At 68.0% G+C, this 21,032-nt stretch carries 18 protein-coding genes; 11 read left to right on the top strand and 7 right to left on the bottom strand.

All coding sequences use genetic code 11. The annotated features are described in order from the left end of the window. Positions 1-130: 130 nt before the first annotated feature. From phoU to A5771_RS06110, 5 genes are all read right to left on the bottom strand, one after another. Complete coding sequence (gene phoU, locus A5771_RS06090; RefSeq protein ID WP_064854300.1) at positions 131-799, bottom strand: phosphate signaling complex protein PhoU; 669 nt, start codon at positions 797-799, stop codon at positions 131-133. Positions 800-859: 60 nt separating this feature from the next. Next, positions 860-3,067, bottom strand: coding sequence for an LCP family protein (locus tag A5771_RS06095; RefSeq protein ID WP_064854301.1), 2,208 nt, complete (start codon positions 3,065-3,067; stop codon positions 860-862). A gap of 182 nt (positions 3,068-3,249) precedes the next feature. Continuing rightward, positions 3,250-4,401 carry a tRNA dihydrouridine synthase DusB gene (gene dusB, locus A5771_RS06100; protein WP_267887460.1) on the bottom strand — a complete coding sequence of 384 codons (1,152 nt, stop codon included), beginning with the start codon at positions 4,399-4,401 and terminating at the stop codon, positions 3,250-3,252. Positions 4,402-4,406: 5 nt separating this feature from the next. Beyond that, positions 4,407-5,417, bottom strand: coding sequence for an acyl-ACP desaturase (locus tag A5771_RS06105; RefSeq protein ID WP_064854302.1), 1,011 nt, complete (start codon positions 5,415-5,417; stop codon positions 4,407-4,409). A gap of 87 nt (positions 5,418-5,504) precedes the next feature. Beyond that, positions 5,505-6,101: a TetR/AcrR family transcriptional regulator gene (locus A5771_RS06110; RefSeq protein ID WP_064854303.1), complete on the bottom strand. Its 597-nt coding sequence runs from the start codon at positions 6,099-6,101 to the stop codon at positions 5,505-5,507. 310 nt (positions 6,102-6,411) lie between these two features. Between A5771_RS06110 and A5771_RS06115 the strand changes: the two genes are divergently transcribed. From A5771_RS06115 to A5771_RS06140, 6 genes are read left to right on the top strand one after another with little or no spacing between them, the layout of a single operon-like run. Continuing rightward, positions 6,412-7,284 carry an SDR family NAD(P)-dependent oxidoreductase gene (locus A5771_RS06115; protein ID WP_064854304.1) on the top strand — a complete coding sequence of 291 codons (873 nt, stop codon included), beginning with the start codon at positions 6,412-6,414 and terminating at the stop codon, positions 7,282-7,284. Then, on the top strand, positions 7,284-8,672 hold the full coding sequence (locus tag A5771_RS06120; RefSeq protein WP_064854305.1) for an aromatic ring-hydroxylating oxygenase subunit alpha: 1,389 nt from the start codon (positions 7,284-7,286) through the stop codon (positions 8,670-8,672). The genes A5771_RS06115 and A5771_RS06120 overlap by 1 nt, the downstream gene beginning before the upstream one ends. Beyond that, positions 8,669-10,513, top strand: a complete 1,845-nt coding sequence (locus tag A5771_RS06125) for a flavin-containing monooxygenase (RefSeq protein WP_064854306.1) — start codon at positions 8,669-8,671, stop codon at positions 10,511-10,513. The genes A5771_RS06120 and A5771_RS06125 overlap by 4 nt, the downstream gene beginning before the upstream one ends. After that, complete coding sequence (locus tag A5771_RS06130; protein ID WP_064854307.1) at positions 10,510-11,346, top strand: TauD/TfdA dioxygenase family protein; 837 nt, start codon at positions 10,510-10,512, stop codon at positions 11,344-11,346. The genes A5771_RS06125 and A5771_RS06130 overlap by 4 nt, the downstream gene beginning before the upstream one ends. Further along, on the top strand, positions 11,343-12,287 hold the full coding sequence (locus tag A5771_RS06135) for an SDR family NAD(P)-dependent oxidoreductase (RefSeq protein WP_064854308.1): 945 nt from the start codon (positions 11,343-11,345) through the stop codon (positions 12,285-12,287). Before A5771_RS06130 ends, A5771_RS06135 begins: the two co-directional genes overlap by 4 nt. 16 nt (positions 12,288-12,303) lie before the next feature. Next, a complete protein-coding gene (locus tag A5771_RS06140; protein ID WP_064854309.1) occupies positions 12,304-13,734 on the top strand; it encodes an aldehyde dehydrogenase family protein in 1,431 nt (476 codons plus the stop codon). A 9-nt stretch (positions 13,735-13,743) separates the two neighbouring features. Here the strand turns inward: A5771_RS06140 and A5771_RS06145 are convergent, their stop codons facing one another. After that, positions 13,744-14,757, bottom strand: a complete 1,014-nt coding sequence (locus A5771_RS06145) for a ferredoxin--NADP reductase (protein ID WP_064854410.1) — start codon at positions 14,755-14,757, stop codon at positions 13,744-13,746. A gap of 71 nt (positions 14,758-14,828) precedes the next feature. On the opposite strand from A5771_RS06145, the gene A5771_RS06150 reads away from it, so the two are divergent. From A5771_RS06150 to meaB, 5 genes are read left to right on the top strand one after another with little or no spacing between them, the layout of a single operon-like run. Further along, a complete protein-coding gene (locus A5771_RS06150) occupies positions 14,829-16,247 on the top strand; it encodes a class I adenylate-forming enzyme family protein (protein ID WP_064854310.1) in 1,419 nt (472 codons plus the stop codon). Continuing rightward, complete coding sequence (locus tag A5771_RS06155) at positions 16,232-17,137, top strand: acyl-CoA dehydrogenase family protein (protein WP_064854311.1); 906 nt, start codon at positions 16,232-16,234, stop codon at positions 17,135-17,137. The genes A5771_RS06150 and A5771_RS06155 overlap by 16 nt, the downstream gene beginning before the upstream one ends. After that, positions 17,124-18,224, top strand: a complete 1,101-nt coding sequence (locus A5771_RS06160; protein ID WP_064854312.1) for an acyl-CoA dehydrogenase family protein — start codon at positions 17,124-17,126, stop codon at positions 18,222-18,224. Before A5771_RS06155 ends, A5771_RS06160 begins: the two co-directional genes overlap by 14 nt. Before the next feature lie 57 nt (positions 18,225-18,281). Then, positions 18,282-19,049 (top strand): enoyl-CoA hydratase/isomerase family protein, encoded by a 768-nt coding sequence (locus tag A5771_RS06165; protein WP_064854313.1) that lies wholly within the window; start codon positions 18,282-18,284, stop codon positions 19,047-19,049. A 7-nt stretch (positions 19,050-19,056) separates the two neighbouring features. Continuing rightward, positions 19,057-19,935: a methylmalonyl Co-A mutase-associated GTPase MeaB gene (meaB, locus tag A5771_RS06170; protein ID WP_064854314.1), complete on the top strand. Its 879-nt coding sequence runs from the start codon at positions 19,057-19,059 to the stop codon at positions 19,933-19,935. 2 nt (positions 19,936-19,937) lie between these two features. On the opposite strand, the gene A5771_RS06175 is transcribed toward meaB, so the two are convergent. After that, on the bottom strand, positions 19,938-21,008 hold the full coding sequence (locus A5771_RS06175; RefSeq protein ID WP_064854411.1) for an NAD(P)H-dependent amine dehydrogenase family protein: 1,071 nt from the start codon (positions 21,006-21,008) through the stop codon (positions 19,938-19,940). Positions 21,009-21,032: the final 24 nt, after the last annotated feature.

Genomic DNA, 21,032 nt, shown 5'->3' on the forward strand with positions numbered 1-21,032 from the left:
AAGTCAGGGTTGATGAACACACCCGCTGTATCACCGGATCGGCCCGGCCGCGAAACCACAAATTCGGGTACGGCACGGGCTGTGGAGAAGACTAACAGGATATGCATACACCGGGCGGGCGCTAGCCGCTCTATTCGGGTGAGGGCAGGGTGTTCTCGTCCGGGAACTTGCCGGTGGCCTGGAAGATCACCCGGCGGGCGACCTCGACGGTGTGGTCGGCGAACCGCTCGTAGAACCGGCCGAGCAGGGTCACGTCGACGGCCGCCGCCACTCCGTGTCGCCATTCCTTGTCCATCATCACCGAGAACAGATGCCGGTGCAGGTCGTCCATCGCGTCGTCTTCCTCGCGAATCCGGGCGGCCTTCTCCGGGTCGCGGGACAGCAGCACCTCTTGAGCGCTGTTGCCCAAATCGACTGCCACCCGGCCCATTTCGGCGAAGTATCCGTTGACCTCTTCCGGCAGTGCGTGTTGCGGATGCCGGCGGCGGGCGATCTTGGCGACGTGCAGGGCCAACGCGCCCATCCGGTCGATGTCGGCGACCATCTGGATGGAGCTCACGATGGCCCGGAGGTCTCCGGCGACCGGCGCCTGCAACGCCAGCAGCACGAAGGCGCTCTCCTCGGCGCGGGCGCTCATCGCGGCGATCTTCTCGTGGTCGCTGATCACCTGCTCGGCCACCACGAGGTCGGCCTGCAAGAGCGCCTGCGTGGCACGTTCCATGGCCTTTCCTGCCAGGCCGCACATGGTGCCGAGCTGTTCGGCGAGGTCCGAGAGCTGCTCATGGTAGGCGGTACGCATGCCCTCAAGACTAACCTGGGCTCGCGCCCGATGGCCTCGCTCCGGCAGCCGCCGCGGCGATCACTCGCAGGTGGTGTCGGCTGCGTTGGTGACCGTCAGATCGTCGGGAAGCTCGGTCGGCTCGACGCTGGCGCCGCGGTTGAGCTGCACGTTCAGCTGGGCGCCGGTGGCGGCCGGCTTGGTGACGCTACGGAAGTCCGACCCCAGGACCACGCGCACGATGCTGCCCAAGCCGGTGACCCGTTCGATCGGCGCGCCCGACAAGGCCGAAGCCACGGTGGCGGCGGCCTGCTCGTTGCCGGGGGAGAACAGCACTTTGGTGGCCTTGACCGTACCCGGGTAGTCGTCGGCGCTGTCGACGTCGAAACCCCACCGCTGCAGGCCTTCAGAAGTGGAGGCGGCCAGGCCGGAGACGTCGGTGGCGTTGGACACCCGCACGGTGACGTCGCCGGGGGCAGTGGCGACCGCTGGCACCTGCTCGCTCGGCGGCTTGGCGGCCGGCCCGGCCGGGGTCGCCGAGGACTGGGCGGGGGACTGCGTGGTGGGGTTGGCCGTGGTGGTCGAGACCGCCGTGGCGTTGTGGTCGTTCTCGCCGGGCAGCGGGTCGTCGTTGATGATGGCGTCGAACAATGCCCGCATGTCGTCCATCCGCGGGACCTCGTCGCCGTTCTCGTCGGTTTCGCTGGTCGGCACGGTGACGAAGGTGATGTGCCCGGCGGACACCTTCTGCAGCGACTGCCCGAGGTTGACCAGGTCCTTGGTCTTGACGTTGTCCACGTAGCTGTCGCCGATGAACATGTTGACGACGTTGTTGAGCTTGGTCGGCGAGAAGAACGTGTTCGTGGAGATCAGCGAGCGCAGCAGCGACGAGAGGAACAGCTGCTGGCGTTTGATGCGGCCGTAGTCGCCGTTGTCCTCGGTGGTGACGTTGCGGGCCCGCACGTAGCTCAGCGCGGTCCCCCCATTGATCCGCTGGCGTCCGCTGTGCTCCAGAACGCTGCCCAACTCGAGGTCGTAGAGCGGGCTGGTGGTGCACACCTCGACGCCGCCCAGCGCGTCGACCATCTTGCCGAAGCCCACGAAATCGACGGCCATGAACCGGTTGACCGCCAGCCCGGAGAGCTTCTGGATCTCCTTGACCAGACACTTCGGCCCGCCGAAGGCATACGTCGAGTTCAGCTTCGTCTCGGTGTAGACCGTCTCGGCGCTGTAGGTGCCGGTATCCGCGTCGTAGATCGAGCCGTAGGTACCGGTCTCGGGATTCCAGACATCACACTTGATCGGCGTGATCGCCAGGTCGCGCGGGAAGGACACCACCACCACGCGTCGGCGGTCGGCCGGGATGTTGACCAGCATGATCGTGTCGGATCGGGCGCCCTCGGCGTCCGCGGTGGTGCCCGCGCCGACCTGGCTGTTGGCGCCGGCGCGGGTGTCCGCGCCCACGATCAGGAAGTTCTCGTCGCCGTACTGACCGGCCGCGTCGAGGATGTCCTGTGAGTTGGGGTCCAGCGCGTTGACGTGGTTGAGGCTGCGGTTCTTCGACGTGCTCCACTCCCAGGCCGAACCGGTCAGCACCAGGGCGAGGACCGCCATCATGGCCGCCACCATCCGGCCGGCCACCATGGCCCGACGGCGGGTCTTGTGCGGGGGCGGTTCGTCGCCGGCGACCTCGGCTTCGTAATCGCCGCCCGGCGGGTCGATGCGCAGGATCTCGCGTGCCACGTCCGGCAGTTCGGTGGTGGGCTCGAATCCGTCCCAGTGCGCCCAATCGGGCTCGGCCGCGCCGTCGGGCTGCGTGCCGTGAATCAGGTCGAGGTCGGGCAGCTCCGAGGGATAGGCCACCTTCGCGATGTCGGTGGCTTCCAAGGCCGCTGAGTCCTCCAGGGCCTCGAAATCCGGTGCGTCCACGACGTCGAAGGCCGGCCGGGATTCGGCTGCTGGCTCCGGCGTGGATTCGTCTTCCCGCTCTTCGGGCGTCAGGTCTTCTTCCGGCTCCGGGGCGGCACGACGCCGGCTGCGGCCGCCAGAGGGCGGAACGCCGCCGTTGACCTTGGCGATCAGGTCCGCGACACTCACCGAGCCGTCACCGCCGCTGCGGCGGCGCGACGCGACCGGACGACGCGGGGCCGGGGCGGCGTCCTGGGCGGGGCTCTGCCACCGCTCCCACGGTGCGGGACCGGGTGCCGCCATCGTCAGCAGCTGATGAGTCCCGTCGTCTCGGCCGTCTGGCGCCCAGCGGCCCGGAGTGGCGTTGTCGCCGTCACTCATGTCCTCACGGGCCTCCGAGTCTTCGGGACTGACGGCGTCGATCGCACGTCAGCGCGGCACGGATGATCACCGTTGAGTCTCCGTACCTGTTCCGCCCCCGCAGGGGACAACCCCACCTGGGACAACAAACTACTTATTCTACTGAGAAGTTTCCAGACACGCGATGTCGAGAACGTCTCATTTCAGCCACCCGAGTGCATAATGTCCGCCCCGTCCGGCACCGCGCAATCGTCTGGATCGGCCAGCCAGCCGTCGGGCAGCGCGACCTTGGCCGGTGAGCCCTGTCGGCCGCGGGGCCCGGTCGCGGCCGCCGGGAACGGGACCGCCCCGTCGAGCTGCTCGAGCAGTACGTCGAGTTCGGCCAGCGTGGTGACCATGGCCATCGCGCGGCGCAACTCCGATCCGGCCGGAAAGCCGTGCAGGTACCAGGCGACGTGCTTGCGGATCTCCCGCATGCCTTTGTCCTCGCCGAAATGCGAGGCCAGCAACTCGCCGTGGCGGCGGATGACATCGGCGACCTCGCCCAGCGTGGGCGGGGTGGGGACCGGGCGGGCGGCGAAGGCCGCGGACAGCTCGGCGAACAGCCAGGGCCGCCCCAGACAACCCCGGCCGATGACGACGCCGTCGCAGCCGGTGGCCGCCATCATGGCCAGCGCGTCACCGGCTTCGAAGATGTCCCCGTTGCCGAGCACCGGGATCGAGCGCACCTGGGCTTTGAGCGCGGCGATCTGCTCCCAGTCGGCCGTGCCGGAGTAGCGCTGGGCCGCGGTACGGGCGTGCAGGGCCACCGCCGCGGCGCCCTCGGATTCCGCGATCCGCCCGGCGTCGAGATGGGTGTGGGTGGCGTCGTCGATGCCGATCCGGAACTTCACGGTCACCGGGATGTCGGTGCCGTCGGTGCCGCGAACCGCCGCCGCGACGATGTTGCCGAACAGCCGGCGCTTGTAGGGCAGCGCCGACCCGCCGCCCAGTCGCGTCACCTTGGGCACCGGGCAGCCGAAGTTCATGTCGATGTGATCGGCCAAGCCTTCGTCGGCGATCATCTTGGCCGCGGCGTAGGTGGTGTCCGGGTCGACGGTGTAGAGCTGCAGCGAGCGGGGGCACTCCTCGGGCGCGAACGTCGTCATGTGCAAAGTGGCCGGGTGGCGTTCGACGAGCGCCCGGGCAGTCACCATCTCGCACACGTACAGTCCGCTGACCGTTCCGGCCCGGGACTGCTCCAGCTCGCGACAGAGCGTGCGGAATGCGACGTTGGTGACACCGGCCATCGGGGCCAGCACCACGGGGCTGGCGAGTTCGATCGAACCGATCCGCAGCGCAGGCCGCGCTGCCACGTCGGCTACGGCGCTGATGGCTCCAGCACCTTCGTGGAGGCCTTGGCGGCGCGCTTCTCGGCCACTTTGGCCTCCCGCTCGAGCCGGCGCTGCTTGGCCACCTCGAACTTATCGCACGTCTCTTCCAGCTCGGTGACGATCTTGCCGATCTCGTCCTGGTAGCGGGCGGCCTCGCCGGTGAAGTCGCGCTCGAGGATGCGCCACTTCTTCAGCACCGGCATCACCACGTCGTCGAGGTGGATGCGCGGGTCGTAGACGCCGCCGACGGCGATGATGACCGCCTTCCGGCGGAATTCGGGCACCACGTAGCCGGGCATCTGGAAGTTGGCCAGCACCCGGTGCAGCGAGTACATCGCCTGTTCCGGGGCGATGTCGAAGCCGACCGCGCTGATGTCGCGGTAGAAGATCATGTGCAGGTTCTCGTCGGCCGAGATGCGGGCCAGCAGCTGGTCGGCGACCGGATCATTGCAGGCCCGGCCGGTGTTGCGGTGCGAGATCCGGGTGGCCAGCTCCTGGAAGGTCACGTAGACGACCGAGTCGAACAGGCTCTGGGCGAACAGGTCGCCGGAGACTTGGTGGTTCTGCCCAGGGCTGAAGCCGCGGTTGACGGTCTCCATCCGCAAGGTTTCCAGTTCGATCGGGTCGCAGTTGCGGGTGACGACGAGGTAGTCCCGCAGCGCGATGCCGTGCCGGTTCTCCTCGGCGGTCCACCGGTTGACCCAAGTGCCCCAGGGGGCGTCCATGGTGAAGTTCATCGCGATCTCGCGGTGATACGAGGGCAGGTTGTCCTCGGTCAGCAGGTTCTGGATCATCGCGGTGCGGGCGACCTCGGACAGCTTCGACTGCTCGGGGTCCCAGTCCTGGCCGCCGAGGGCGTAGTAGTTCTTGCCCTCCGACCACGGCACGTAGTCGTGGGGATTCCAGTCCTTGGTCATGGAGAAGTGGCGGTTGACCGCGTTCTCGACGACCGGCTCGAGTTCGTGCAGTAACTCCAGGTCGGTCCACTCACGCGTCATAACAGCTCCTGAGTATCTGTGTCCGCTAGTTGCAGGCAATATATCTGTGTATGTCGGTAGCAGCAAGTTTCGCAAGCCTGTGTTGTGTCACACATCGGCATCATCGGGCCGGCCGGTATTGAGCAGCATGTCGACGCAGAAGTCGATGAACTGCGTGCGGCTGGCCGCGAGCCGCCCGTTGAGATAGGCGGTGAACAACGCGGTCAGGGCGCCGATCAGCCCGGTCGCCACCATATTCTGCACCGCGGGATCGGCGATCCGGGTGAGTTTGCGCTGCAGCATCTCGATGAAGTTGGGCATCCAGCGCGCCCCGGAGTGGGTCAGCACCGGCTCACTCTCTGGGGCCAACAGGAGCACCCGACCGCGCACCGGGTCGTCGACCATCAAGGCGACGAAGCCTTCCACGGCTTCGCGCGGCGTGTGGGCCGACAGCAGTGCCGCCATGGCCCGCCCACACACGTCGTCGTACACCGCGCGCACAAACTCATCACGGTCGGCGAAGCTTTCGTAGAAATAGCGTTCGGTCAGCGCGGCTGCGCGGCAGACCGACCGGATGGTGAGTGTGGGCCCGCTTTCGGCGCCGAGCAGTTGCACGCCGGCGGCGATGAATTCGTCACGGCGTAGGGCGTGACGGTCTTCCAGTGGGACCCCAGACCAACGGCCCCGGCGTTGACCGGACGGCACTTCAATCTCCTAAAGGTCCATGTAGCCAACGATCGTAGTCGCCGGTGCGGCGGTTACGTCCGATGTTTTGCCGCGCGCTCAGCGAGACGACGGGCGCAGCGCCGGCCGGCAGCGGCTCGCGGACGGCGTTAGTCCAGACAATAAAACCGCCGGGTGGCCCGCTGGCGCCCTTGACTACGCGCACACTGCTGCGGAATAGTGTTCTTCAGAACGAAGAATCACGTATGTTGTCCGGACAAATCCGCATATCCGGTGCCTGAGACCGCCGGGTGCGTGCGGATCTGCGGTCGGTGCCAGGAGAAAGCGGGTCATGGCGGATCACTCCAGCCTCCTGGGCCACGTGGACCTCCTGGGCCTTGAAGGTCGCGTCATCGTGGTGTCGGGAGCCGGTGGCGGGGGCATCGGCACGACGATCACCGCGATGGCGGCACGCGCCGGAGCCACGGTGATCGCGGTGAGCCGCTCGACGGACAACCTTGACGAACACGTCGCGCCGCTGGCCGCCCAGGGCCTGCCGGTGCTGCCGGTGGCCGCCGACGCCGCCACCGACGAGGGCATCGCCGCGGTGCTCGATGCGGCACGCCGCGCCGACGGTGAGCTCTACGGCCTGGTCAACGTCGCAGGTGGCGCCGCGCCGTCGACCTGGATGCCCGCTACCCGGGTGGCGCGCTCGGAGTGGCGGGAGATCTTCGCGCACAACCTCGAAACGGCGTTCTTCATGAGCCGCGCGGTCGCCGCCGAGCTGGTGTCCCGGCAGCGACCGGGCTCGATCGTGTCGATCTCCTCGATCAGCGGTATGAACACCGCGCCGTTCCATATCGCCTACGGCACCGCCAAAGCCGCCGTGGTCGCGATGACCCGCACCATGGCGCTCGAGCTCGCCGCGGCGAGAATCCGGGTCAACGCGGTGGCCCCCGGGGTCACCGAGACGGCGGCGTCCGGGACCTATGTCGACGACGATCCCGACCGCGACCGGCAGGCGATCGCGATGGGGCGCCGCGGGCGGCCCGAGGAGCAGGCCGGCCCGATCCTGTTTCTGCTGTCCGAGCTGTCCAGTTACATCACCGGGCAGACGCTGCTGGTCGACGGCGGGCTCGACCTCAAATGGAGCCACCTCGCCGCCGACAACACCTCGCTGTTCCTCAAGGACGAAACCTTCCGCGCGGCGATGAGGAGGATGTGATGACCGATCCACAAGCGGCCGAAGAACTCTCGCAACCGATGACCATCGGCGTCGAGGCCTACACGTGTGGCGACTACGCCCGCGCCGAGCGGGACAAGTTGTGGCGCAAGGTCTGGCTGCAGGTCGGGCGGGTCGAGGAGCTGGCGGAGGTGGGCAGCTACCTCACCTACGACATCCTCGACGACTCGATCATCGTGGTGCGCACCGGGTCGAACTCGGGCTCGGACTCTTTTCGAGCCCACCACAACGTCTGCATGCACCGCGGTCGCCGACTGGTCGACACCCCCGCCGGGGCGAAGAACGCCTGCGCGCGCACCCGCAAGTCGTTCGTCTGCGGCTTCCACGGCTGGACCTACAGCCTGGACGGCGCGTGCACCCACATCCGCGAACAGGACGACTGGCAGGGCGCGCTGACACCGGAGAACACCCATCTGCGACCGGTGCGCGTCGACACCTGGGGCGGCTGGGTGTGGATCAACATGGATCCCGACTGCGAATCGTTGGCCGACTACCTGTTCCCGGCGGCCAAGATCCTCGACCCGTTCGGCCTGGAGAACATGCGCTACAAGTGGCGCAAGTGGCTGGAATTCGACTGCAACTGGAAGGTCGCCATGGAGGCCTTCAACGAGACCTACCACGTCTATACGACCCATCCGGAGTTCAACAAGTTCGGCGAATTCAAGGGCTGGGCCAAAGTGCAGGGCAAGCACAGCAACATCGGTTACGACGCTCCCGACGACCTGGAGACCACCAAGTCCAAGATCCGGCTGGGCACCGGCGCCGACCCCCGGGTGTCGACCGCGGAGATGCAGATCTACACCATGGAGGAGACCAACGCCACCACCACGGCGACCCTGGTGAACGCGGCCAAGCGGCTGGTCGACGAGCTTCCCGAGGGCACCCCGGCCGACAAGGTCCTCGAACACTGGCTGGCCTCGGCACGCCGCGACGACGAGGCCCGCGGCGTCATCTGGCCGACGATCCCGGCCGACGTGCTCGGCCAGGCCGGCACCGCGTGGCAGATCTTCCCGAATTTCCAGATCGGCCAGGGCCTCACCAGCGCACTGTGTTACAGCGCTCGGCCGCACCCCAGCTACAACCCCGACAAATGCATCTTCGAGGTCTCGGTCTTCGAGCTGTTCGGAAAAGGCGAAGAGCCGCAGACACAATGGGAGTACACCCCGGTGGGCGATCCGGGCTGGCGTTCGGTGCTGCCGCAGGATTTCTCCAACATGGCCGCGGTTCAGCAGGGTATGAAATCGCTTGGCTACCAAGGCGCCAGGCCCAACCCGTATCGGGAACGCGCCATCGTCAACCTGCACCACCAGTTGGCGAAGTATATGGGGGCCGGCGCGCCCCGAGAACTCCCGACAGGAAACCACCGATGACCGACTGCCCGCCGACCCAGACGCCGGACGACGTCGACATCGAAGCACTGCGGCGCAAGTACGCCGCCGAACGGGCTAAACGCATTCGCTCCGACGGTTCGAGTCAGTACCTTGAACTCAAAGATGATTTCGTGGAGTTCGCCGAGGTCGATCCGCACACCGCGGTGACTCCGCGCGAACCCATCGATGCCGACATCGAGGTCGTGGTCCTCGGCGGTGGCATCGCCGGACTGCTGGCCGGCGCCTACCTGAAGAAGGCCGGCGTGGCCGAGGTGCGGGTCATCGAGATGGCCGGTGACTTCGGCGGCGTCTGGTACTGGAACCGCTTCCCCGGAATCCAGTGCGACAATGACGCCTACTGTTATATCCCGATGCTCGAAGAGCTCGACTTCATTCCGTCCAAGAAGTTCGCCGACGGCGCCGAGATCTTTCAGCACTGCCAGAACATCGGAAAGCACTTCGGCCTCTATGACGGGGCGATCTTCTCGACCCAGGTACGTACCGTCCGCTGGGACGAGGAGATCAAGCGCTGGCGGCTGACGACGAACCGGGGCGACGACCTGCGGGCGCGTTTCGTGGTGATGGCGCAGGGCTCCTACAACCGGCCCAAGTTGCCCGGTATCGCAGGCATCAAGGACTTCATGACCGCGGGCGGCCATGTCTTCCACTCGGCCCGCTGGGATTACGACTACACCGGCGGTGACGCCAATGGTGGGTTGGACAAGCTGGCCGACAAGCGCGTGGCACTGGTCGGGACCGGCGCGACCGGTGTGCAGCTGGTCCCGCACCTGGGGCGGGATGCCAAGCAGCTCTACGTTTTCCAGCGAACACCGTCATCGGTGGACTTCCGGGGCAATGAGCCCACCGACCCGCAGTGGGCCGCGTCGCTGCAGCCGGGTTGGCAGGCCGAACGCAAGCGCAACTTTCATCGCTGGTCGCCGTTCGAGGGCGTGGTGTTCGACGCCCCCGATATGGTGTGCGACTTCTGGACCGAGTTGGGCCGCAACCTGACCGCTCGCATCGGCGCCAGTCCCGACCCGACGGCGCTGGGCGTCGAGGAGATCATGGCGATGCGGGAGGAGGAGGACTACAGGATCATGGAGCGGCTCCGGCGCAGGATCGCCGACATCGTCGAGGATCCGCAGACCGCCGAGGCGCTCAAGCCGTACTACCGGTTCATGTGCAAGCGCCCGACCTCCAGCGACACCTACCTGCCCGCGTTCAACCGGCCCAACGTCACGCTGGTCGACGTGGCTGAATCCAAGGGCATCGAAAGACTTACGGAAAGGGGCATTGTCGCGGGCGGGGTCGAGTACGAGGTCGACTGCGTCATCTTCGCCAGTGGCTTCGAGATCTCCACGGAGATCAGCCGTCGGTACGCGATGGACGTCATCGAGGGCCGCGACGGGGTATCGCTGTTCGACCACTGGCGCGACGGGTTCCAGACCCTGCATGGGATGACCAGCCGCGGGTTCCCCAACCAGTTCCACACCGGTTTCATCCAGGGCGGCGTGTCTGCCAACACCACCGCGATGTTCGAGCAGCAGGCCGAGCACATCGCCTACATCATCGCCGAGGCTCTCAAACGGGGAGCGACGGTCGTCGAGCCCAGTCAGGAGGGGCAGGACGCCTGGGTGAACACCATCCGGGAGTTGGCGTTCGACAATTCGGCGTTCGACTTGTCGTGCACGCCCGGCTATTACAACAACGAGGGCCGGGGATTCGGCGACGCCAGCCGCTCGTTCCTGGGCGAGGTGTACTCACCGGGCTTCTACGCCTTCGATGATCTGTTGAAGCACTGGCGCGAGGCGGGCGACCTGAAAGGTATGGAACTGCAGTGACATCGAAGACCACGACCACGTTGCCGACACGGGACCTCACCGAGCACATCGCCACCGAGGTCCGCGCCGACAAGGAAGCGCTGCTGTCCGGCGACTATGCCGGGGCGATCCGCGAGCTTCTCGAACAGCGCGGCGTGCTGGTGTTCCCGCAGATCGGGTTCACCGACGCCGAACAGATCGCCTTCACCGAAACGCTGGGCACACTGGCACCCGAGCGGGACGGGGAGGCCGTCTACGACGTCACCTTGGACACCAATGTCAACAAGCAGGCCGATTACCTTAAAGGCTCCTTCTACTGGCACCTGGACGGCACGATGAACGAGGTGCCGATCCTCGCGTCGTTACTCTCGAGCAAGGTGCTGCCGGCCGGCGGCGGCGGTGACACCGAGTTCTGCAACACCTACGCCGCCTACGATGCGCTGCCCGAGGAGGACAAGCAGCAGCTGGCTTCGCTGCGGGCGATGCACTCGGCGTGGAACTCACTGTTGTACTACGACCCCGAGCCGGCAGCCGCTACGCTGCGACAGATGATGGCGATCGGCCAGTGCGAGCTGCCGCTGGTCTGGACGCACCGCTCCGGGCGCAAGTCGCTGATCCTGGGCTGCACTGCCAGCCACATCGTCGGGATGGAGTACTCCGAGAGCACCAAAACCCTCGTCCGGCTGCGCGACTGGGCCACCCATCCGCAGTTCGTCTACCGGCACCAGTGGTCGGTCGGGGACCTGGTCATGTGGGACAACACCGGGACGCTGCACCGGGCCCGCCCCTACGATCCCGCCTCGGGCCGGATGCTGCACCGGACCAAGCTCGCCGGCGAGGAACCGTTCGCTTGAGCAGACCTCACGAGCCCGGTTTCGACGGCCGCGTCGCCGTCGTGACCGGTGCCGGGCGGGGGCTGGGGCGCGCCTACGCGCAACTGCTGGCCGAGCGGGGCGCCCGCGTCGTCGTCAATGACACCGGCGCCGATCTCACCGGTGACGGCGTGCGGGTCGAGGCGGCCGAGGAGGTAGCCGAGGAGATCCGGGCGGCCGGCGGCGACGCGATCGCGTGCACCGCCTCGGTCGCGACACCGCAAGGCGGGCAGGACATCATCGCCGCCGCAATCGAGCACTACGGCCGGCTCGACGTGCTGATCCACAACGCCGGCAACGTCCGCCGCGGCTCATTGCGGCAGATGAGCTACCAGGATTTCGACGCCGTCCTCGACGTGCACCTGCGGGGCGCGTTCCATGTCGTGCGCCCGGCCTTCCCGGTGATGTGCGATGCGGGCTACGGTCGCATCGTGCTGACCTCCTCGATCGGTGGCCTCTACGGCAACTGCGGCGTGGCCAACTATGCGGCCGCAAAGGCCGGCGTGGTCGGGCTGAGCAACGTTGCGGCTCTGGAGGGCGCACCCGCCGGGGTCCGGTGCAATGTCGTGGTTCCGGCGGCGGTGACGCGGATGGCCGAGGGCATCGACACCTCCGGCTATCCGCCGATGCAACCGGAGCTGGTCGCACCCGTGGTGGGCTGGCTTGCGCACGAATCCTGTTCGGTCACCGGCGAAGTGCTGATCGCGCTGGCCGGCCGGGTGGCCCGGGCGGTGGTGGCCGAAAGTCCCGGCGTGTACCAGCCGTCGTGGACCATCGACCAGGTCGGCGAACGGATCGACGAGATCCGGGATGTCGGTGCCCCGGTGATCTTCCCGGTGGTGCCCGACGGTCACGCCGACCACATCCGTTACAGCTTCGGTCTGGCGCACGCCGGCCGACCTCAGCCCGAGCAAACCCAGTAGTCGAAGGAGAGTAGTGATGCGCCAATACCTCAAGTTCTACATCGACGGGCAATGGGTGGACCCGGCCGAGCCGAAGACCTTCGACGTGGAGAACCCCACTACCGAGCAGCGCTGCGGCACGATCTCACTGGGTTCGTCCGCCGACGTCGACCGCGCGGTCGACGCGGCCCGCCGGGCCTTCCCGAGCTGGTCGCAGACCAGCCGCACCGAGCGGCTGGATCTGCTGCAGGCGATCCTGGCCGAATACCAGCGCCGCAGCGCCGATCTCGCCGACGCGGTGCACGAGGAGATGGGGGCTCCGCCGGCGTTGGCCGCCGGAGCTCAGGTGCAGCTGGGCATCGGCCACATGCTCACCGCCATCGACGCGCTGAAGAATTTCTCCTTCGAAGAACAGCGCGGTGACACGCTGGTGACCCGGGAGCCGATCGGCGTGTGCGGGCTGATCACCCCGTGGAACTGGCCGCTGAACCAGATCGCGGTGAAGGTCTATCCGGCGTTGGCCACCGGCTGCACCATGGTGCTGAAGCCCTCGGAGGTGGCGCCGTTCTCCGCCTACATCTTCACCGAGATCATGGCCGCCGCAGGCGTTCCGGGCGGGGTGTACAACATGGTCAACGGCGACGGCCCCGGCGTGGGGGTGGCCCTGGCGCAGCACCCCGACATCGACATGGTGTCGTTCACCGGGTCGACCCGGGCCGGGGTCTCGGTGGCCGAGAACGCCGCGCCCACGGTGAAACGGGTGACGCAGGAGCTCGGTGGGAAGAGTCCCAACATCGTGCTCGACGACGACGCGTTCGTCGACAGCGTCACCGCCGGCGTGGTGAACATGATGGTCAACTCCGGGCAGAGCTGCAATGCGCCGTCGCGCATGCTGGTGCCGAACTCGCGAATGGACGAGGCGATCGCGATCGCCAACGCGGTGGCCGGACAGGTGAAGGTGGGCGATCCCGACGATGCGCGCGCCATCGGGCCGGTGGCCTCCCGGACGCAGTTCGAGAAGGTGCAGAGTCTGATCGAGAAGGGCATCGCCGAAGGCGCGACGGTCGCCGCCGGCGGCGCGGGGCGTCCGGACGGCCTCGACACCGGCTACTACGTCCAACCGACGGTTTTTGCGCACGTGAACAACCAGATGACGATCGCGCGCGAGGAGATCTTCGGGCCGGTGCTGTGCATCCTGGGCTACGACGACGTGGACGAGGCGGTGGAGATCGCCAACGACACCGACTACGGTCTGGCCGGCTACGTCTCCGGCGCCGACGCGGATACCGCGCGTGCGGTGGCCCGGCGGATCCGGGCCGGGTGGGTGACCATCAACCACGCCTTCGACATGAACGCGCCGTTCGGCGGCTATAAGCGCAGCGGCAATGGCCGGGAATGGAGCGACGCCGGGTTCCAGGAGTACCTGGAGATCAAGAGCACCCTGGGGTGCGGCACCGCGGCGGGCTGAGGCCCGAAATCACTCGTAGTGCACGGTGATCGAGCCGCCTTCGGGCACGCCCTGGCAGGTCAGGATGTAGCCGTCGGCGACCTCGTCGTCGTCGAGCGCGGTGTTGGCGATCATCTTCGCGCAGCCCTCGCTGATGTGGGCGATGCAGGTTCCGCAGTTGCCGGCCTCGCAGGAGAACGGCGGCGCCAGCCCGGCCCGCCGGGCGCTTTGCAGCAGGGTCTCGCCGGCGACCCGGGGCACCGACGCCTGCTTGCGCCCCAGGTGAATCGTCACCGTCCCGCTCACCTCGGCCGCGATGTCGCTCGAGCTTTCGGTAGCCGGCGTCTCCGGTGTAGCCGTGGTGTCGAAGTCCTCGACGAACAGCCGGCCCGGTCCCGGCCAGTTCCCCCGCACCACCGCCATGAAGCCCTCCGGGCCACACAGGTAGCAGTCGGCGCCGGTGTCGTCGCCGACGAACGCGGCGACGGCGGCCGCATCCAGCAGTCCGTCGGTGTCGTCGCGGTGGCGCTGCACCGAGAGCCGGCCCGGGTAGCGGTCAGCGAGCTCGCTGAGCGCATCGTCGAAGATCGCCGACGAGGAGTCCCGGTCGGCACAGAGCAGCCGCACAGTGCGCTCGGTGCCGGCCAGCGCACTCTTGGCCAGCGACAGGATCGGGGTGATCCCGCTGCCGCCGGAGAAGCCCAGCAGCGGAGCGTCCGAGGAATCCAGGCAGAAGGTGCCGGCCGCGCGGGTCATGGTCAGTTCGTCGCCTTCGGCGACGTTGTCCAGCAGCCAGTTCGACACCTTCCCGCCGGGGACCCGCTTGACTGTGGTCATCAGCTCGGAGTCAGTCTCCGGCGCACTCGACATCGAGTAGGACCGGTAGAGCTCCTCGCCGCCGACGTTGACCTGAAACGTCGCGTACTGGCCGGCTCGGTAGGCGAACGGAGTCTGGTGCGGCGCCAGCACGAACGTGTACGCGTCGGAGGTCTCTTTGACGATGCGGGTCACGGTTGCCCGCTGGAAAACATGAGTGACCGCCATGACCACCCCTTCCGGTTTGCGTTCTTCGTTACAGAGAATACTATTCTCTCAAACCGATAGGATCTTCTCAAATGTTGTCTGGGTTGCCTGCGCCATCCACGGCGGTGCTCGCGTTCGAGGACCGGCAGTGGCCGTTGCCGGAGCTCGGCGCACGCGCCGATGCGCTGGCAGCCGCCCTGGCCGCCGACGGTGTCCGCCCCGGCGACCGGGTGGCACTGATGGCGTCGAACCGGCCCGAGTTCGTCATCGCCGTGCGCGCCATCTGGGGGCTGGGGGCGGTCGCCGCCCTGATCAGCCCCGCCTGGAAGCGCGACGAGGTGGCGCACGCCCTGGCCCTGGCCGAACCCGGCCACGCGCTCGGCGACCATCCGGTGCTCGCCGAGCTGATGCCGATGCGGCACCTGGACGAACCGGTCTCTGCCGCCCCGGCCGCCGGGCCGTCGCCGGCCGATCCCGGCGCTGACGCACTGCTGGTGTTCAGCTCCGGCACCACCGGGCTGCCCAAAGCCGTGCGGCACACCCACGCCTCGCTTGCCGCCGCGGTGCGGCACTGGCGCGATGCGCTGGGACTGACCGCCGACGACCGGATCCAGGTCGCGACGCCGCCGTCGCACATCCTCGGTCTGCTCAACATCCTGACCGCGTTGAGTGTCGGGGCGCGGGTGCGCCTGCATCGCCGTTTCGACATCGACGTGATGTTGGCAACGATCGGCGAAGACCGGATCACCGTGGAGATGGCGGTCGCACCGATCGCGCTGGCCATCGCCGGGCATCCGGACCTGGAGGCGTTCGACCTGTCGTCGCTGCGTTTCATCATGTGGGGCGCCACCCCGGTCACCGCGGCGGTCGCCGAGGAGGTCACCCGGCGCACCGGGGTCGGCTGGGTGCCGGCCTACGGCACCAGCGAACTGCCGGTGCTCGCCTGCGGTCCGACCGATACCGCGCGCCTCGACACCGTCGGGCGGCCGGTGCCCGGGGTCGAGCTGGAAGTGGTCGATGTGGAGAGCGGCGAGCCGCTGCCGCCCGGCGTCGCAGGTGAGATCCGCGCCCGCTCCGATTCACTGATGGCCGGTTACCTTCCCGACGACGCGACCGCAGAAGTGGTGCGCGACGGCTGGTTTCACACCGGTGACATCGGCTATCTGGACGCCGGCGGCTGGTTGCGGATCACCGACCGCTGCAAGGAGATGATCAAGGTGCGCGGCTTCCAGGTCGCTCCCGCCGAGATCGAGGCGGTGCTGCACGAGCATCCGGCGGTGGTCGACTGCGGCGTGTTCGGGGTGCCCGATGCCGCCGGCGGAGAGGCCGTCGTCGCGGTGGTGGCCCTGCGCGCGCCGGTCGACGAAGCCGAGCTTGCGGCGCTGGTGGGTGAGCGTCTGGCGTCCTACAAACGACTCAGCCGGGTGGTGGTCGTGCCCGAGATTCCCCGGCTGCCGTCCGGAAAGCTGTTGCGTCGACTATTGAAGGAGCGCCTATGGATGTCCGGCTGAATGCTGAGCAGCGCCAACTGCGGGATGCCGCAGCGAAACTCGCCGACGATTTGGGGCCGGGCTCGGTTGCCGAGCTCGACGACGCGGCTCGGCTGGCACGCTTGGAAAAGGCTGTCGCCCAGACCGGTTGGCGTTCGCTGCGCTCCGACGGCGCGTCGGGGGTGGAGGTGGTGATCGTCGCCGAGGAGTTCGGGCGCGGCCTGGTCGACGTGCCGTTGCTCGGGCCGGTGCTCGCCGACGATCTGAGCCGGCACGTACCCCTGGGGGAAGGGCCGACCACCGTCGCGTTCGACGAGGTTGCGATCGACGCCCGCGGCGCCGCGCGCGCCGTGACGCTGCGCGAGCACGCGGTGCTGACCGCCCCGGTCGGTGCCCCGCGCAGCGGTGCCGACCTGACCCGAACCGGGGCCGACCTGGCCGGTGCGCTGCAGCAGACCGGCGAGCTCGGCGCCGAGGACGCGTTGCGCTGGCAGGCGCTGGCACTGGCGACGACCGCCGCCGATCTGGTCGGCACCGCGCGCGGCGCACACGCCGTGGCGTGCGACTACGCCAAGATTCGGGAGCAGTACGGCAAACCCATCGGGAGCTTTCAGGCGATCGCCCACCTGCTCGCCGAAGGGCTGGCGCTGATCGAAGGCTCGGTGAGCGTGCTGCGCCACGCCGCCTGGGCGGTCGACGAAGCCGAGGCGGCCGAGGCGGTGCGCGCCGCCCGTATCGCCAAGATCTATTGCGCCCGCAGCGCTCGGACGGTCTGCGAGACCGCGATTCAGGTGCACGGCGGTATCGGCAACACCTGGGAATGCCTGGCGCACGTGTACCTGCGGCGGGCACTGACCTCGACGGCCCTGTGGCCCGTGACGATTAGGGAGATCGCTGATGGACTTTCGTGACTCGCCCGCCGAAGCCGAGTTCCGCAGCAGGCTTCGGGCCTGGCTGAGCGAGCGGGCCGGCACCTTCCCCGCCGCCGGCGACGACGAGTACTGGGCGCGCCAAGGCGAATGGCATCAGGCTCTCTACGGCGCCGGATTCTTCGGGGTGTCCTGGCCGCGCGAATACGGCGGCCAGGAGCTGCCGCCGGTCTATGACGTGATCATCGACGAGGAGCTGGCGGCCGCCGGTGCTGCGCCGCGCCCGAGCCTGGGCTACCTGGTCGTCGGACTGGGCCGGCACGCGAGTCCCGAACTACAGCAACGATTCCTGCCCGGCATGATCGACGGCACCCAGCGCTGGTGCCAGGGCTTCTCCGAACCCGGAGCCGGCTCGGATCTGGCGTCGCTGACCACCACCGCGACCCGCGACGGCGACAACTACGTCATTCACGGACACAAGATCTGGACCAGCTACTCCGACGTCGCCGACTGGTGTCTGCTGCTGGCCCGCACCGACAAGGAAGCCCCGAGGCACCGCGGTATCTCGGCGTTCATCATCTCCATGCACCAGCCCGGCATCGAACAGCGGCCGCTGAAGATGATCAACGGCGTCACCACCGAATTCGGGCAGGTGCTCTTCGACGGTGCCACCGTCCCGGCGAGTCAGATGGTCGGCGCGCCGGGGGAGGGCTGGGCGCTGGCGATGACGGTGGTCGGCCATGAGCGCGAGCCGTCCACCCTGGGGTACTCCGCCCGCTACGGCAAGCTGGTCCGCCAGATGGCGACGCGCGTCGAGGGTGCCGGGGGCGATGTTCCGGAGGAATTAGCCTGGGCGGCAGTGGAAACAGAGATGCTGCGATTGCATGTGCGCCGTCGGCTCTCCGAACAGCTCGACGGGCTCTCGCACGGACCGGAAGGCTCGCTGGACAAGTTGCTGATGACCTGGGTGGAGCAGTCGGTGGGCCACGCCGCGCTGGCGGTCGGCGGTGTCGACGATCCCGACCTGCTCAGCGCCTATCTTTACAGTCGGGCCCAGAGTGTCATGGGCGGGACCTCGCAGATCCAGAAGAACATCATTGCCGGCCGAATCCTGGGATTTAGGGAGTGATCGCGAACGCGGGCGAAGCCCGGGTGAAGCGGATCACGACTATTGAAGGAGTTTGAAATGTATGACCTTCCTGACGAAATCGACGTGCGCGCCGACGGCCCGCTGCGGATCATCACGCTCAACCGCCCTGACGCACTCAACGCCGTCAACGACGCGTTGCACACCGGCTTGGCGAAGATCTGGGCGCAGTTGGACGAAGACCACGACGCCCGAGCGGCGGTGATCACCGGCAGTGGCCGGGCATTCTCGGCCGGCGGCGACTTCGCCTACCTCGACGAGCTGCGCGGCGACGAGAAGATGCGCGCCAAGACGATCCTGCACGGCCGTGAGATCGTGCTGGGTATGGCCCGCTGCCGCAAACCGGTCATTGCCGCGGTCAACGGTCCCGCCGTCGGGCTGGGTTGCAGCCTGGTGGCACTCAGCGACATCGTCTACATGGCCGAATCCGCCTATCTCGCCGACCCGCACGTGCAGGTGGGTCTGGTCGCCGCCGACGGCGGCCCGCTGACCTGGCCGCTGCAGATGAGCCTGCTGCACGCCAAGGAGTACGCGCTGACCGGGGCCCGCATCCCGGCCGCGCGGGCGGCGGAGCTCGGCCTGGCCAACCACGTCGTAAAAGACCCACTGGCCGAAGCGATCTCGTGCGCCAAGCGCATCGCCGAACTGCCCCGACAGGCAGTCGAGAGCACCAAACGGCTGCTCAACATCCACCTGGAGCGTTCGGTGCTGGCCACCCTGGATTTCGCGAACATGGCCGAAGACCAGTCGTTCAAGACCGAGGACTTCAACAACATCATCGATCGGCTCACCGCGAACAAGAACTGATGCTGCGATGACGATCGCCGAGTTGCTCGCCGCCGCGCGTGACGGATCTGTCCGGGCGACGGGGCGGCTGCTCAGCCTGGTCGAAAGCGGCCGGCGGGTCGAGGTGCTGTCCGCCGTCGGGCCGGCCACCACCCGGGTCATCGGGGTGACCGGGCCGCCGGGCGCGGGCAAGTCCACCACGATCGCCGCACTGGTCGGGGCGTATCGGGAACGCGGGCTGCGGGTCGGGGTGCTCGCCGTCGACCCGTCCTCGCCCTACAGCGGCGGCGCGCTGCTCGGCGATCGCATCCGTATGGCCGCGCACATCAACGATCCGGCGGTGCTGATCCGGTCGGTGGCCTCCCGCGGCCACCTCGGCGGTCTGGCCGAAGCGGTGCCCGCGGCCCTTCAGTTGCTGGCCGGACTCGGTTACGACGTGCTGCTGCTGGAGACGGTCGGGGTGGGCCAATCCGAGATCGAGATCGCCGCGATCGCTGACCCGACGGTCGTCGTGCTCAATCCCGGTGCCGGCGACGCGGTCCAGGCCGCCAAGGCCGGCTTGCTGGAGGTGGCCGACATCGTGGTGGTCAACAAGGCCGACCGCGAGGGTGCCCAGCAGACCGTCCGCGAGCTGCGGGTCGAGCTGAAGCACACCGGCGCACCGATTCTCACGCTGATCGCCGCGCGAGGCGAGGGGGTCGGTGAGCTGGTGGACACCATCGAGGCCCACCACCGCGCCGACAGCCGGGAGCGCCGGCTGGCACGGGCGCGGTCACAGATCCTGTCGCTGGCCCAGACCCGGCTGCGGACCCACCCGGCGCTGCACCGGCTCGCCGAGTTGGTCGTCGATGGAAGCGATGACCCGTACTCGGCGGCCGAGCGGCTGCTCTCGCCCGGCGGCGAGTAGTTCTACGACCGGTTGCGGGCCGACCAGCGCGGCAGCGGAAGCGGCAGATCGTTGTAGGTGGCGATGCCGGGCTCGGCGGCCACCACGGCCGGAATGGCGTTGATCGGCGGCATCGCGGTCATGATGTGGCCGAGCTCGAAGAAATCGTCGATGGACTTGGCGGCGGCGATCATGTCCGGTGGCGGGGTGAAGCCGACCTGCATGTTCACCGTCGGGCGGCCGTCGATGGTGATCTTCCAGCCGTCGCCGTCCATCTCCCAATCCGGCTGCAGCGTCTGGCCTTTGCGCCACCGCACGTTGATGTCGACCACGGTCTCGCCGCCTGCGATTCCCCGCCAGCTGGCGAACACCCCCGCGACATGGCCCGCCGGGATGGTCCACGACGCCATCGGCAGATCTTCGGTGGTCTGCGCATACTCGGAGACGCAGGTGATCTCGTCGAGCTCGACGCCGATCGCGTCGGCGACCAGCTGCACCGCCTCGGCGAACACCGCGGTGCCCTTGGCGGCCATCGGCGCCAGCTCCGGGTCGTCGATCGCGACGCCGAAGCCGACCGGACGCTCGGTGTCGGGGGAGTCATACAGCGTGGTGTCGGCCGATTCGGTGATGGTGATCTTGTCGATCCGGTCGCAGGCCGTGGCCGCCACGATCGCCAGCAGCTCGGCGAAGCCGGGACTGACCCCGGAACCGAACAGGGTGGACCCGCCCTTGCGGCACGCTTCGTCGAGCCGGGCTCGATCCTCGCCGAGATTGCGGCCGGTGATGAACGATGCCGACGTCACGACATTGACGCCCGCCGAAAGGATCTCGACCAGTTCGCCGACGTTGATCCACATCGGGTTGTAGACGACACAGTCGGGTTTCAGCGCCAGCAGCGCCGCGGTGTCGTTGGTGGCCGCGACGCCGAGCGGGTCGATGCCGGCCAGCTCGCCGACGTCGTGACCGACCTTGTCGTCCGACCACGCGAAGAGCCCGACGAGCTCGTAATCCGGATTGGCCGCGATCGCCCGGACGGAGCTCTTCCCGACGTTTCCGGTGGTCCATTGGACGATTCGGTAAGGGACAGTGGGCATGTGCATCACCTCGTGTTCTCGGCC

This window comes from Mycolicibacter sinensis, assembly GCF_001667375.1.
GTDB lineage: Bacteria > Actinomycetota > Actinomycetes > Mycobacteriales > Mycobacteriaceae > Mycobacterium > Mycobacterium sinense_A.